Source organism: Myroides sp. A21 (assembly GCF_000807225.1).
Taxonomy (GTDB): Bacteria; Bacteroidota; Bacteroidia; order Flavobacteriales; family Flavobacteriaceae; genus Flavobacterium; species Flavobacterium odoratimimum.
Map to the genome: position 1 here is coordinate 3,320,863 of NZ_CP010327.1, position 14,691 is coordinate 3,335,553.

General features: G+C 32.6%; 12 protein-coding genes. 5 read left to right on the forward strand and 7 right to left on the reverse strand.

Annotated elements, in window-relative coordinates; all coding sequences use genetic code 11:
- Positions 1–16 precede the first annotated feature (16 nt).
- The 3 genes from MYRA21_RS14825 to MYRA21_RS14835 form a co-directional block, all read right to left on the reverse strand.
- Complete coding sequence (locus tag MYRA21_RS14825) at positions 17–724, reverse strand: phosphoadenylyl-sulfate reductase (RefSeq protein ID WP_006260387.1); 708 nt, start codon at positions 722–724, stop codon at positions 17–19.
- 64 nt (positions 725–788) lie between these two features.
- Positions 789–1,205, reverse strand: coding sequence for an Rrf2 family transcriptional regulator (locus MYRA21_RS14830; RefSeq protein WP_073144814.1), 417 nt, complete (start codon positions 1,203–1,205; stop codon positions 789–791).
- 556 nt (positions 1,206–1,761) lie between these two features.
- Complete coding sequence (locus tag MYRA21_RS14835) at positions 1,762–2,451, reverse strand: hypothetical protein (RefSeq protein WP_006260389.1); 690 nt, start codon at positions 2,449–2,451, stop codon at positions 1,762–1,764.
- A 114-nt stretch (positions 2,452–2,565) separates the two neighbouring features.
- Here MYRA21_RS14835 and MYRA21_RS14840 point away from each other — a divergent pair, with 114 nt between their 5' ends.
- Positions 2,566–2,895: a helix-turn-helix domain-containing protein gene (locus MYRA21_RS14840; RefSeq protein ID WP_006260390.1), complete on the forward strand. Its 330-nt coding sequence runs from the start codon at positions 2,566–2,568 to the stop codon at positions 2,893–2,895.
- A 66-nt stretch (positions 2,896–2,961) separates the two neighbouring features.
- Positions 2,962–3,207 carry a VF530 family DNA-binding protein gene (locus MYRA21_RS14845; RefSeq protein ID WP_006260391.1) on the forward strand — a complete coding sequence of 82 codons (246 nt, stop codon included), beginning with the start codon at positions 2,962–2,964 and terminating at the stop codon, positions 3,205–3,207.
- Between the two features lie 87 nt (positions 3,208–3,294).
- On the opposite strand, the gene MYRA21_RS14850 is transcribed toward MYRA21_RS14845, so the two are convergent.
- The 4 genes from MYRA21_RS14850 to MYRA21_RS14865 form a co-directional block, all read right to left on the reverse strand.
- On the reverse strand, positions 3,295–3,549 hold the full coding sequence (locus tag MYRA21_RS14850) for a hypothetical protein (protein ID WP_006260392.1): 255 nt from the start codon (positions 3,547–3,549) through the stop codon (positions 3,295–3,297).
- Positions 3,550–3,609: 60 nt separating this feature from the next.
- Positions 3,610–4,446 carry a porin family protein gene (locus MYRA21_RS14855; protein ID WP_230486190.1) on the reverse strand — a complete coding sequence of 279 codons (837 nt, stop codon included), beginning with the start codon at positions 4,444–4,446 and terminating at the stop codon, positions 3,610–3,612.
- Between the two features lie 11 nt (positions 4,447–4,457).
- Complete coding sequence (locus MYRA21_RS14860) at positions 4,458–9,134, reverse strand: MBG domain-containing protein (protein ID WP_144246099.1); 4,677 nt, start codon at positions 9,132–9,134, stop codon at positions 4,458–4,460.
- A 316-nt stretch (positions 9,135–9,450) separates the two neighbouring features.
- The gene (locus tag MYRA21_RS14865; RefSeq protein ID WP_006263641.1) at positions 9,451–11,124 is read right to left on the reverse strand and encodes a tetratricopeptide repeat protein; all 1,674 of its coding nucleotides are present in this window, start codon (positions 11,122–11,124) and stop codon (positions 9,451–9,453) included.
- Positions 11,125–11,258: 134 nt separating this feature from the next.
- Here MYRA21_RS14865 and MYRA21_RS14870 point away from each other — a divergent pair, with 134 nt between their 5' ends.
- The 3 genes from MYRA21_RS14870 to MYRA21_RS14880 all read left to right on the forward strand — a co-directional run bounded on the left by MYRA21_RS14870 (position 11,259) and on the right by MYRA21_RS14880 (position 14,465).
- A complete protein-coding gene (locus MYRA21_RS14870) occupies positions 11,259–11,558 on the forward strand; it encodes a helix-turn-helix transcriptional regulator (protein WP_006260167.1) in 300 nt (99 codons plus the stop codon).
- A 77-nt stretch (positions 11,559–11,635) separates the two neighbouring features.
- Positions 11,636–12,601, forward strand: a complete 966-nt coding sequence (locus MYRA21_RS14875) for an LLM class oxidoreductase (RefSeq protein WP_039329597.1) — start codon at positions 11,636–11,638, stop codon at positions 12,599–12,601.
- Positions 12,602–13,277: 676 nt separating this feature from the next.
- A complete protein-coding gene (locus MYRA21_RS14880; RefSeq protein WP_006260165.1) occupies positions 13,278–14,465 on the forward strand; it encodes a calcium:proton antiporter in 1,188 nt (395 codons plus the stop codon).
- Positions 14,466–14,691: the final 226 nt, after the last annotated feature.

Consider the following 14,691-nt stretch of genomic DNA (forward strand, 5'->3'; position numbering starts at 1 on the left):
GTTAATACTATTTATTCTATTGTTTTAAGTGTAATCCACATTCTTTTTTTGAAGCATCTTCCCACCACCATCTTCCTGCCCTAAAATCTTCTCCTTCTCTTATCGCTCTTGTACATGGGCTACAACCAATACTGATATAACCTTGCTTATGTAGTGGATTATAGGGAATCTGATTTTGCTCTATAAACGCTGTTACTTCCTCTGTAGACCAAGATAGCAGAGGATGAAACTTGATAATTTGATTGTGTTCATCCCATTCAAAAGGAGTCAAGCTTTGTCTATTAGGAGAATGTTCTGCTCTTAAACCTGTAATCCATATTTCTTGATTCTTTAAGGCTTTCTGCAGAGGTAATACCTTTCGAATAGTACAACACTCTTTTCTCAATTCTACAGATTTGTAGAAACTATCTGGTCCATTCTTATTGACAAACTCTGCTATAAGACTACTCTCTGGAAAATAGGCTGTAATATTAATTTTATACTTTGCTAAAGTGAGACTCCATGTATCGTAAGTCTGATCGAAGAGTCTCCCTGTATCTAGTGTAAAAAAAGAAACCTCTTTTTCATCTTTTAAAAGATGGGTGATAACTTGGTCTTCATAACTGAAACTTGTTGAAAACGTTATTGATTCAAAATGTTCTTTTAAATACTTCATCTGTTCTTTAAAGGACAAGGCTTCTAACCCACCCTCAAGCAGTTTTTCATATTGATTTTTTAAACTCATATTATTCTTTTTTTCAATAAACTATAATCTCTATCATTTTAGTAGTCTTTAGGTGTAAATTTTTTTAATCTCCGTCTATAAAGCGTTGAAGCGTAGCTTCTGACATGCTCTTTCTTGTCTTATCTCTAATCTCCATAAACTGTTTTCTCAGATAACAACTTACTTCATCTTCACAGTCATCACATGGTTCATAGTAGTTTATAGATACACATGGTGTCAATGCAATAGGCCCATCAAATATTCTATACAAATCAGCTACTGATACCTCCTTAGGATCTTTAATTAAATAATACCCTCCAGCTAGTCCTTTTTTACTATTTACTAACTTTACTCTCTTAAGCTCTAGTAATATTTGCTCTAGAAACTTCTTCGGTATATTTTCTTTTTCTGCTATAGTAGCTATAGTTAAGTGCCCATTTTGATATACTCTTGCTAGACACACCATTGCTTTTAAGGCATACTTACATCGTTTTGATAACATAGTATAAATGCATAAAAAAAGCCCCTTATCGTTAAATAAGGAGCTTCTATATATTGATTTAATTTAAATACAACGTACGAATAGACTACTCCTCTTTTGAAAAGCATTTACACATACACATTACCATATTTAAATTATTTATTCTCATTTTTTGATTTTTTATTCTTGTACAAATGAAAGGATTATATTTTAATGCGCAAACATTTTTTTATAATTTTTTAAATAATAGCTGAATAATATCTCTCTTTGATTTGAATAAAAACTTCAAACATAAGACCTAACAGACTAAGTACCAACATTTATAACTTAAAATAATAAAATTGTAATAATTATAAATACTAATTATGATTATTGATGATAACCTTTAATTTTCTTGTTTAGAGCAATACTAAACAAGCTACAAAATGTGAATAAATAGAAATAATCATCAAATTTATAACTTGCACTCTTTTAAATTAGATAATAAATAAAGCAAAAATCCCAATTATTACAATTGGGATTTTCTAGAAGACTAATAACTGATATCACGAAGACATCTTACTTTAATCAGGAAAAGTTAGAATAATAACATTGTTACAAAGCCTCCAAAACTATTTTCATTTACTTTTAAAGGACCATAGAAATCTATATTAGCAGCAGCTCCAAAACTAAACTCTTTATAGCTCAGACCTACTCGCCCTTGGATATAACTTCGAGAATGTCCTTTCCACTCTGTTGCATATCCATATAATCCCTGTGCTCTTGTATAAAGTTTAAAAGTATCATTAAGCTTAGGAGTATATTCTACTAAGGCCATTCCTTCATAAGCAGGCTTTGACATAATATCTACTCTTCCATTAAGAACAATAGCCCAATCCTTTTTAACCCAACTATATAATAATCCAGCTGCAGGTTTAACTCCAAACTCTGGATCATAGTGAAACCCAGCAGTTATATCTAATCCTTTCATTACGGTATAGGTTAACTGTCCTTGAATCATCCTATCCTTTACATCTGGCTCTCCCCACTCTCCTACATAATTTACGACACTAAAGAAACCTACTTTAGGTAAACTCTGAAACTTCTTGTTAAGGAGCATATTAAAGGTAACTCCTCTACTTCCTATTAATGTCTCTACATTAATAGGCGGGTTAACTACTACACTGTCTTTATTAACCACTTCATCTTGTTGTTGAGCAACAATTGAAACACTGTAAAACAAACTACTTAAGATAAGCAACATCTTACAAATAGATCGGAATCTCATGTTTTTGATTTAAAATTTAGTTGTAAACCTAAGCTCAATACTTTACTTTTGCAAGTAGTAACACTTTTGTATAGTAATACCATAAATTACTGTATTACTCATAGCCAATCACTTATGACGAAAAATAAAATAGAAAAAGTTGAACACAAATGTACCCTACACGATGTTTTAGAAATAGTTGGGGGAAAATGGTCTATTCCTATCATATTTACACTCTTTGATGGGACTAAACGATTTAGTGAATTAGAAAGAGAAATTCCCAATATTAATACACGAATGTTAGTCAAGGAACTAAAAAAATTACAACAGACAAATATCATCACTAGAGATGCTCTCCCTACTGTTCCTCCTACGGTAAATTATACCTTGACACATAAGGGACAAATGCTAGAACCTATTCTACGAGCATTCTTAAAATGGGGAGAAGAGTTTATTGATAAATAAGCACAAAATAACCTCCTTAATAACATCAATATAGAATCAATTATCTTTGTTTAAAATATACGATATATGCAAGTATCAAAAGACCCATTACACGGAAAGAAACTAGTCGATATTCTAGAAGAATTAGTAGAATACTATAACGGATTCGAGGAATTAGGCAATCAGATTAATATCAGATGCTTCACTCATGACCCTAGCATTAACTCTTCTTTAAAATTCTTACGAAAAACACCTTGGGCAAGAGATAAAGTCGAAAGCCTTTACTTATATGTTCTACGTCAAAAAGCAAAACAACAAAAATCTGAAGAATAAATCCTATTTTATTTCTGTTTTTCAATATAGTTTAATTAAATACCAAAGGTTAGCTTGTAAGAGCTAACCTTTGATATTTAAAAGTATCTAAAAACTAATTACGTAGTATTTTTTTCTCTTTTTACGCAGAAGATAATCGTATTGATATTTAACATAAGGCTTTATTTTATAACCTTCTTCTATTAATCGACTCTGAACAGTATCAGAAAGATTATCTATCAGCAATGATTTCTGACCTTTACTAGCGCTATGGTGCAATTTCTCAATAATATCATTGTATTGTTCTAATGTAACATTAAAAGCAATTTCTTTTAGTGTTTCTGGGGTAATTGGTTTATTCATATTTTAAATTGTGAGGATAAGGTGAAATGAGATAAGAGATTTTTTTATAAATCTCTTATATTATAGACTAAATGAATATCTTAACTTAATACCGATATAATAGTCTTTTAAGTTTATGTCTTTATACTTTTCTTGTGTCCATATACTGTGATATTCTAGTGGATTATCATAATTGCTTACATGGCTAATTGGTGTATCTATTCTCTTATTATCTTTAACTAAATTAGTTAATCCTAAATCTAGAAAGACACCTACATATAAGTTTTGTTTATTTCCTAGTTCTTGCTTCACTCCTGTTTCTAACAGCCACGAATACCTTGTAGAAAGGTCTAAATTTCTCTTTTGAGTCTGATTCCCAAATGCTCCAAACCCCATATAATGTGGTCCGTGAAGTTCTGCATCCCAATCTTTATAATACCCTGATGTATGCAAATCATTCATTGTTATTTTACTCTTACTATCCCCTGTTATAATACCTATACTTACTCCAGAACGTATATACCACTTCACTATCCCTTTAGTTTCATATTGTATGGTTAATGGGATTTGAAAGGTATTAAAAGACACGCTTTCTTTTCTATATTTACTATTGTATCTAAATTCATAATCATGATTTTCTATATCTATAACAGACCAATTCTCTTTAACGTTTCGCTGTATAAAATCAAGTTTACTATACTTATAGTTTATTTCTGCTCCCAAGCTCCACTGTGAATTTAAATAATAGCGATACCCTACTCCTATTTGATACCCTAATGATGTATTTGTATCATAATCGTTGTCTGTTTTTAAACTATTTGTAAAGTATCCTCCTATAGAAAAGTCTACCTCTTGTGCAAAGCTTGTTGTACAACTTAGTACAACAAGCATAAATCCATATATATTTTTTCTTTTCACTTTACTTTTAATTAAGGTTTAACCATAAATCTGAATACTTTATTCTGTCCTTCTATCTTAATAATCATAAGATAAACACCTTCTACCAAAGTATTTGGTAATATCACTTCTGAAATCTTATTTTCAAGTGATACTTTGAATAAAAACTGTCCTGTCAAACTATATACAGAACCTATAATATTTTTCAAACTTGACTCTGGATAATCTAGTGCTATTTCCATTACCCCATTTTTCACTACAGGGTTTGGATAGAGTTTAATACTATTAGTATGTGTGTATTTTATCATAGCTGGACAGCTGTGTATTATCTCTCCCTTATCAGTAGTCAACTCTAGACTGTATAAAGCATCTATATCTAATAAATCATCTCTATGATTTCCTACTGAGTACACTTGTTCTGTACCTATCAACTTGCCATTTTTAAACCATTTATACCCCATAAAACGATACCCACCATTAGTCAATGGATTGTTGTTTACTAATAAAGTATTATCGAATTTCTGTATAACTATATCCTCAAAATTAAAAGGTCTTTCTATAGATAAAATGTATCTATTCGTTATTGTTCCACTATGAGACTTTACAACTATCTCTCTGTTATAAATACCTGCTTTAGGGGTATCAATAAAGAAATGATTTCCGATATTCACTGAAGCGCCCTCACTAGTAACCAACTCTACTTCTACTTGTTTATCTATCTCGTCACAATGAAGCATAAATAATTTATTAGAAGATAATTCACCTATTTCTCTACCGTTAATAATCAAGCTATTTATCTCAGCTTTATCACTTTTAATTATTAAGATTTGGCTCACACTCTGAGCAGGTTCATAATTATTATTCCCATCTTGATGAGCAGTTATAACAACGCTACCTGGATGCAATACTTTGACTAAACCAGTGGAAGTCACTGTCGCTACTACAGTAGTTCCAACATTCATATAGGTATAATTTATTGGCAAGTCTACACTACTGTTTGCTATCAATTGAAGCTGTAATAAATTATCATATAACACAGGTGATAAAGCATTAAACTCTATATGTTGGGGAGCCTTATTGATAATTAGTTTTGTTTTTAGAAGTAATGGTATATAATTATCACCTTCTATTAAAGCAGTTACTTCGTATTCACCTGCCTCTGTTTGCTTATTATTCTTATAGGTTACTTTCGTCCCAATAGGTAGCGTACTACTAAGTAAAACTGATTTCTCTTTAGTGTCATAAACATAAGTACCTCCTTTTAATACCATTCCTATGATAGGTGCTTTTTCAATAGTCAAATTAGCTCCTATAAAATCAACTGTATAATTACCATTCGCTTTTAAATCACCTTGAGCTATAGCATAAGTACCAACATCTTCTCCTACTGCACGAGATAAACTGCCTGATAATACAGCAGTCTCTTTATCATTATTTACTAATCCTGATACGGTATAACTTAGACTAGGATCAACTGCTCCATATACCTTAGACTGAGGATTAACTGTTACTGTCAAGACAACAGGAATAATATTCAAATCAGCCCCTGTAAAACTTAAAGCATAATTACCATTCGCTTTTAAATCACCTTGAGTAATAGCATAAGTACCAACATCTTCTCCTACTGCACGAGATAAACTGCCTGATAATACAGCAGTCTCTTTATCATTATTTACTAATCCTGATACGGTATAACTTAGACTAGGATCAACTGCTCCATATACCTTAGACTGAGGATTAACTGTTACTGTCAAGACAACAGGAATAATATTCAAATCAGCCCCTGTAAAACTTAAAGAGTAATTACTATTAGCTATTAGCGTTCCTTGAGTAATAGCATAAGTACCAACATCTTCTCCTACTGCGCGAGATATACTACCTGATAAGACATCAATCTCTTTATCGTTATTTACTAATCCTGATACTGTATAATCAAGCGCAGGATCAACATCTCCATATACTTTAGACTGAGCAGTAGCACTTACAGTTAATAGTGCTGGAGTAATAACCAAATCAGCCCCTGTAAAACTTAAAACATAATTACTATTAGCTATTAACGTTCCTTGAGTTATAGCATAAGTGCCAACATCCTCTCCTGCTATACGATTTAAGCTACCAGATAATACAGCAGTCTCTTTATCTATAAACTGTAATCCTGATACCGCATAATCAAGCGCAGGATCAGCTACTCCATATACTTTAGACTGAGCAGTAGCACTTACAGTTAATAGTGCTGGAGTAATAACCAAATCAGCCCCTGTAAAACTTAAAACATAATTACTATTAGCTATTAACGTTCCTTGAGTTATAGCATAAGTGCCAACATCCTCTCCTGCTATACGATTTAAGCTACCAGATAATACAGCAGTCTCTTTATCTATAAACTGTAATCCTGATACCGCATAATCAAGTTTAGGATCAACTGCTCCATATATCTTAGACTGAGCAGTAGCACTTACAATTAATACAGCTGGAGTAATAACCAAATCAGCTCCTGTAAAACTTAAAGCGTAATTACCATTCGCTTTTAAATCACCTTGAGCTATAGCATAAGTACCAACATCTTCTCCTACTGCACGAGATAAACTACCTGATAATACAGCAGTCTCTTTATCTATAAACTGTAATCCTGATACTGTATAATCAAACTTAGGATCAACTGAACCATATACTTTAGACTGAGGATTAGCTGTTACTGTTAATGGGGCTTTTCCAATTGTCAAATCAGCTCCTTTAAAGACTAATGTATAATTACCATTCGCTTTTAAGTCACCCTGAGTTATAGCATAATTACCAACGTTCTCTCCTACCTCACGAGATAAACTACCTGATAATACATCAGTCTCTTTATCATTATTTACTAATCCTGATATTGTGTAATCAAGCTTAGGATCAACTGCTCCATATACTTTAGACTGAGGAGTAGCTGTTACTGTTAAGACAGCAGGAGTAATTGTTAAAGTTGCAGTATGAAGTACACTTTGATCACATTCACTAATTGCACGTACTGTATAAATACCAGCATTGATAGCATCAGATACTACATTATTTGAAGAATCTACTATTTCATAAGTACCTCTAAAACTATGAGGTAACTCTAATTCTAGTTTATGTGCCTTCCCATCATACACTACACTTTTATCTTTTAAAATATATTCACTACCTAATTTAATATCTCCATTTATCTTCCATCCTTTTTCTTTTATTAACTTATCTCGTTCAGTATTCGCTGTACAGTATTTTAATCCAGTAGCTCCTAAAATCATATTACTATTTATTGTAGATAAATTAGCCCATCCTTTTAATGTAGCATCATAATTATATACAGACATGCCTGAATATTCCAACATACTCAACATACCATACGGACCTATAACCCTAGAAACGTTCCATTTACTCAAATCCCTATTAAAGGAACTCGCTCCTAAAAACATCGACTGCATATCTGTCACATTAGAGACATTCCATCTACTCAAATCTCTATTAAAACTCATTGCGTAAGCAAATACTTGAATCATATTAGTAGCACTAGATACATTCCACTGACTCAAATCACCATCAAAAGCAACTGCGGCATGAAACATACTCTGCATATTTTTTAAACTAGATACATTCCATTTGCTTAGATCACCATTAAAAGAACTTGCTCCGGAAAATATATACTGCATGTCAGTCACCTTCGATACATCCCATTTACTCAAATCTCCATTAAAAGAGATTGCAAAATCAAACATCCTTGACATATCTGTCACCTGAGTAAGATTAGGAATATCTTTACCTATATGAATAAGATTAGAAGCAGACTGAAAAGTTTTATGCATACTTTTCCAAAGTTGCGTCCCCCATTGCTCTACAGTAAGTAACTGCTTTGCATTTGGATCTTCGAAATCCTTAGCTACGTTAAAATATGGAAAATCACCTGTTATCATTACCCTATATTTCCCTTTAGGTAGATTAGATATGACACAATCACCTTTGAAGTTAGGTAGAGGTTTACTTTTCTTATCGGAGTCATCTATATTCTCCCAACTCACATTATAATTATACTTATACTTATTAGTATCTGTATAGAGTTTAATACTACCGTTATCATTAGGCACTTCCCAAGTAGTGATAAATGATTGAGAGTCTGTAGTAACTATATTAGAATCCTTCACCCACGTAAATGCATCAAGGCCTAGATAGTAATAATTACCTCCTAAAGTTAGTTGTAACTCATCAATGACTATATTACTATAGTTCTGACCATTCAGATTAGTCAAATCTATTAATGTATAGCCATTAGTACTTCCTAATGAAGTAACAAAATTATTGGTCTTAGTTTGAGTAAATTTAGTTGCACCACTTAACTTACCAGTGATAGTCAATGATCCTGTTGCATTTAGATTAGTAAACTTATCCGCTACATATACCCAAAAGCGATTTACTTTAAATAAATTAGATGTGGTCTTTATAGAAAAAGAAGGGCTACTAGGACCTACACTATTTGAATTGTCTATGTACTGATTATCATTAACTGTTCCACTCCAGCCTGTCGCCGGATAGTTAACTATATTAAAAGTACTAGTATGTGAAATAATATTAAAAGTTACCCCATTATCAGTAAAACTAGTGGAACCAGCTGACTCTGTTTCAAAAGCTTCGGTACTCGTCTGCGCGAAGAGCATCGGGCTAAAAATTAGAAAGAATAAGAGTAGAAATTTCTTCATAATGTGGTGTGTTAGAATTATACGATATTCCAACCACACTTAGCAATAACAAATTGAAGACAAATACAATTTATTAAGGCGACTAGAGAAATTAAAATCTCTACAATATGCTATTCGTTGAGTGTGGTGAAATTCAGAAATTAGCTTCAGTAGGTAAAAGTATTATAAGTAGGTAAATTCTAGTGTTTAAAGGGGGTGGACAATAGGGTGGACAAAAAATAACCATCCTTAAAATGAAGCCTTTAACACATAAAAAAAAAGCATTACCTATACAGATAATGCTTTTAAAAATTGTATTTTATTTACTTCGGTTAGACTACTCTTTACTAAATAAAGCAGAGTAATCATCTTCATATTTTTTCTTTAATCGCTGTTTTGCTTTTTTAACTGCATCAATAGTTACACCTAAAATATTTGCAGTTTCTTGATTAGTCAATTCCATTTTTTGCAACAACACAATGCGTAGATTAGACTCGGTCAAGTCAGGAAACTGAGTAATAATTTCATTAAAATAGACTGCTTGTTCTTCTCTAAAGGTTTCTTTAAATAAAACCCAATTCTCCTCTGTCATCAGATGAGAACGAAGTAATTCTTCTATAGCAGGACGCTTTTCCTTGAAGATCTCCTTAGAAGAGTGAGAAGCCTTATTTAACTCATGTTCTAATTTTGCTATTTGTGCGGTTTTTTCACTTAGATATACTTGATAAGATGCTAATGATGCTTTCGTCTCTTTTAACTTATTCTCTGAATTTATTTTAGATAACTGAAAATCCAATAGCTTCCCTTCATAAGCATATTTTTGAAGCTTTAGAATTCGTTTAGAAAAGAAGTACACCATACACAAGATAAGCGTCAGAAGAACAGTAGTACTCAGCAAGAGTAGTCGTTGATATCTCACTCTTTCTGAGAAGCTTTTTTCCGCCTCTAGCTCCCAGTTTACTCTCTCAAGATTAGTATTCCAATTAATTTTATTAATGACCTCTTCACCTTCCCTAGCTTCTATCACACTGTCTATTTGATCTAACTCCCTTCTATAAAAGAGCTCTTCTGTGTCTATCCTACGAGCCTTAGCGATATCGAGTAAATAAGATATAATTTCTCTTTCAAAGCCTGCTAAGTAGCTTTTAGTTTTAGTAATCTCATAAGAGTTTTTTAAAACTTCTTCTGCAAGATCATATTGCTTGCGATCTATGTATAATTTCCCCAATTGTATCTGACTATACATTAGATTCCTCTCCTCACCTAATTGTTGGCTAATTGCTATATCCTCTTTCAGGTATAACTCTGCTTTCTCTATATCTCCTTGTTTTTGATAAACTGATGCTATACCTCCTAAACTTTTGGCGTATCTAAGGGTGTCCTTATACGATAAGGACGTTTCTTTTGCCAATTCATAGTAATGCATGGATTGCTCTAGACTATCTACTTTAGCATATACTGCTCCTAAGCCCCATAAAATAGCACTGTTATTTAGCTGCTCCTTTTCCCCTTCTTCCAAAGCTTTTCTGTAATAAATGATAGCGCTCTCATTCATATTCATGGTCTCAAAGAAATAAGCTGTACGCAACAAAATATTTTTTGCTTGTACATCTAATACAACACCTTTATTCTCTAAAGTTTTAGCAATCTTGATAAAATAGGGAGAAGCTTCGTAATAATAGTTATAAGAATAATAATAGAACCCAACCTCACTATACACCCATTCCTTCAATGCTACATTAGAAGACTTTTCTACCATAGATACACTTTCTAAAAAAAGTGAAGTAGTAATATCATTAATACTATCAGTTACCTCTAAATGGGATAATCCCTTAAGAATATTTCCAATCACCTTGCGCTCTGCAATATTTCCAATATCGTCTACCTCAACAGTACCTGTCTTATAGTACTCATTGATTAAAATGTCGTATTGCTGATTATCTAAATGCTTAGTGTCTGTACAAGCAACTATAAATAGAAATAGAAAGAAAGTAAATAGTTTGGTGGTCATTACATCTCATTTTGTACAAAAATAATCCTATTTATCACAATACAAATCAATTCATTAAGATATAGTGCAAACAAATACTTTATTAATTCAAATATTTTCATTTCCTTTGTATCGTAAATTCTCGATATATAGAAATGACTGAACTATTTAAAGCTTTATCAAACGAACACAGAGTACAAATCCTAAAATGGCTTAAGACTCCACACGATTTCTTTGAACTAGAAGACATCGAACCTGAAGTACACGAGTTTGGGGTATGCATGAGTGTTATCCAAAAAAAAGCAGGTCTTTCTCAATCTACCACCTCAGCTTATTTAACGAATATGGTAAATATTGGACTACTTACTTCTACTAGAAATGGACAATGGACTTACTATAAACGCAATGAAGATAAAATTGCTGAGTTAGCCAATTATATTCAAAACACTCTATAACAATACTATACAATTCAATCATTAAAGTATTATATTACAACATATCTATAATTCTAGATATCTAAATACCTATAACAATGAATAATATTTTTAAAAACCACAAGACTTTCAATAAGGTCTTCACACCAGGAAAACTATCCTTGGGTATATTTTTACCTTTACAGGTATATAATAATAATATCGCCATTTTTAATCAACACCTAAAGTATATACAGCAGATAGACACTAGCGGTTTCGCAGCTTTATGGGTTAGAGACATACCTGTGTATGACCCCAGTTTTAGAGATGTAGGACAAGTATATGATCCTCTTTCTTATCTAGCATATATAGTAGGTCAGACTACAAATATTGCCCTTGGTACAGCGAGTATAGTATTGCCCTTACACCACCCTATTTCATTGGCAAAGACGACAGCATCTATAGATCAGTTTTCTAATGGTCGCTTATTGCTAGGTGTTGGATCTGGTGATCGCTATGCTGAGTTTCCTGCTTTTAATAAATCTTTTGAAAGAAGAGGAGAATTATTCCGAGAAGTTCTTCAGGATATGCAAACCTTACATACTACAGACTCTCCTAAAATAAACTCTAGTATTACGCAAATGCAAAACCTAGACTTAGTCCCTAAACCTCTGCATAAGCATATTCCTACATTAGTAACAGGTGCTAGTCAACAGTCATTAGATTGGATTGCTACTCATGCTGATGGTTGGATTACTTATCCAGGACCTACTACTACGAATGAGGATACCTTACACTTAGAACAAAAAATAAAAGCTTTTAGAGATTTAATTCCTAATGGAACATTTAAACCGCATATGACAAATGAATGGATAGAGTTAGATGAAGATCCTCACTATCCTAGAACCCCATTAAGAGGAGGTTTTGTTCTTAAAACAGGTAGATTAGGACTTATAGAGCTTTTACATAAATGGCAAGAAATAGGTGTAAATCATGCTGCTATAGGTATACAGTTTGGAAAACGAGATATAGGAGAAACTCTTGATGAATTGGCTAAGGAAGTACTACCTTATTTTAACTACTAGTATCGTAATTAACACCATTTACCTTTTATAATGTGTACTAAGCATAGAAATTATAAAGTAGCTACCTTCTCGTAACTACTTTATAATTCGATCTATTTCATAAATAATAAGATCGTTTTATATAAATTATTTATCTTCTTCTAGCCTATTTACTATAACCATTTCTTTCAATAAATTACTTTAACGAATCGGTTTGAGTCCGTAGTGAGTCCGTTATGAGTCCGTAGTGAGTCCGTTTTTTTGCACAAAATAACGGACTGATTATGAACTTACCCTTTAGTAAACAAACATTCATCTGCAATGAGTAGTAAAGTATTTTCAAAATTTGATAGATACTAACTAATATAGCATACAAGCTTTATAAGAAGCCACACCTATATCATCATAGCAAAAAAAGAAGTACCCTTACACTCTAAAAACACTTCACTTTTAACCCAAATTCCGCGATAGACATATAGACGAAAAGTAATTATACAAAATAGCTCTGAATTAGTGAGTAAAGCATACTACAGTATGGTTTTAGAACTAATGAAAGAGATGTGAAGTAGAATTGCTTTGTAGTATTTGGCTAATGCGGAATCTGGGTTTAACATATCAACTACTTTTTTTTATCAAATGATAAATTATTAAATTTATAGAGATGGTAATTTTGACCTGTTAAAAAACGAGATTGATTATGACACAAGACAATGTAAACAAAGGGTTATCCTTTGCGAGTATTTTTCCAACGAAAACAAGAATTCGATTAGCTGTGGTATGGTTGATTGTCATCTTATTTATGTTATTCGGAAGTTCTATTACTGGAGATAGTCTATCCCCTCTATTAGCTACTAGTATTTTCTTGATCTTACTATTTACGATAGTAGGAGCTGCTTTTGGTGTAGTAAAAGAAGCGGATGAACTCGCTCATAAATTAGGTGAACCTTTCGGAACATTGATTCTTACTCTTTCGATTGTATCAATAGAGGTAATTTTAATTTCTGCCGTAATGTTAGGCCCTGGAGAAAACCCAACTATTGGAAAGGATTCGATCTTCTCTGTAATGATGATCATTATGAATCTAGTAATAGGGCTGTGTATTCTATTAGGTGGACTAAAGTATGGTGAACAAGAATATAATGCACAGGGAACAATGTCTTACTTAGCAATGATCATTATGCTAGGAGGTATCGGGTTAATGTTACCTAACTTCATTCAAGGTGCTGGTGGAGGGATGTTTAGTGATACACAGGCTATTGTCTTGGCTGTATTTATTATTATTCTCTATGCTGTATTCTTGTTCTTTCAGATGAAAGGATATAGACATCTCTATGTACAACCTCAAAAAGGGTCAATGGAAATTCCATATAAAGATAGAGGCATTGCAGATATTCAATCTACAGATGAGCACCAAACTTCTGCAGGGAATAAAGGAGAGATATGGATACGTTCTATTATCCTAATCGGGATGATATTACCTATCGTGCTTCTTTCTCATAATATGGCTGTAGTAGTAGACTACGGGATTAAAGCCGCTAACCTCCCTACTCTATTAGGAGGTGTGTTAGTTGCCATCATCGTGTTCACCCCAGAGTCAATGACGGCAGTAAAAGCAGCATTAAACAATGAGTTTCAACGCGCTATCAACCTGTGCCATGGTGCCTTCGTTTCTACAGTAGGATTAACTGTGCCTTCTGTACTAATCATTGGGTTAATTACAGGCAAAACAGTATTGTTTGGGATGAATAGTACAGAAACTATTCTATTCGTGATCACCCTATTATTAAGCCTAATGACTTTCTTAGGCAAACGTACTACTCCTATCATGGGTATTATGCACTTAGTATTATTTGCTGTATTTACACTGCTTATTTTCTATCCATAATAACGTATTTCTTGTCAAAAATCATTGGTGGAAAGACTAATCTAGATCCTACAGTAGCTTACTCTACAAGGAGATTCTATATAATCACTTCTGCATTAGTTCACAGACAATACTCTAGTATGTTTTTATCACTAATTCAGACCTATTGTGTATACTTACTTTTTGCTGATAAGTTTACTTACAGATTCTGGACTAAATTAAGGAAGCTAAGCTAATTGGTTCGAGC

Excerpts from the sequence above, each read along its gene's own strand:
- MYRA21_RS14825 (WP_006260387.1), bottom strand. The coding sequence starts at position 724 with ATGAGTTTAAAAAATCAATATGAAAAACTGCTTGAGGGTGGGTTAGAA.
- MYRA21_RS14830 (WP_073144814.1), bottom strand. The coding sequence starts at position 1,205 with ATGTTATCAAAACGATGTAAGTATGCCTTAAAAGCAATGGTGTGTCTA.
- MYRA21_RS14835 (WP_006260389.1), bottom strand. The coding sequence starts at position 2,451 with ATGAGATTCCGATCTATTTGTAAGATGTTGCTTATCTTAAGTAGTTTG.
- MYRA21_RS14840 (WP_006260390.1), top strand. The coding sequence starts at position 2,566 with ATGACGAAAAATAAAATAGAAAAAGTTGAACACAAATGTACCCTACAC.
- MYRA21_RS14845 (WP_006260391.1), top strand. The coding sequence starts at position 2,962 with ATGCAAGTATCAAAAGACCCATTACACGGAAAGAAACTAGTCGATATT.
- MYRA21_RS14850 (WP_006260392.1), bottom strand. The coding sequence starts at position 3,549 with ATGAATAAACCAATTACCCCAGAAACACTAAAAGAAATTGCTTTTAAT.
- MYRA21_RS14860 (WP_144246099.1), bottom strand. The coding sequence starts at position 9,134 with ATGAAGAAATTTCTACTCTTATTCTTTCTAATTTTTAGCCCGATGCTC.
- MYRA21_RS14865 (WP_006263641.1), bottom strand. The coding sequence starts at position 11,124 with ATGACCACCAAACTATTTACTTTCTTTCTATTTCTATTTATAGTTGCT.
- MYRA21_RS14870 (WP_006260167.1), top strand. The coding sequence starts at position 11,259 with ATGACTGAACTATTTAAAGCTTTATCAAACGAACACAGAGTACAAATC.
- MYRA21_RS14875 (WP_039329597.1), top strand. The coding sequence starts at position 11,636 with ATGAATAATATTTTTAAAAACCACAAGACTTTCAATAAGGTCTTCACA.
- MYRA21_RS14880 (WP_006260165.1), top strand. The coding sequence starts at position 13,278 with ATGACACAAGACAATGTAAACAAAGGGTTATCCTTTGCGAGTATTTTT.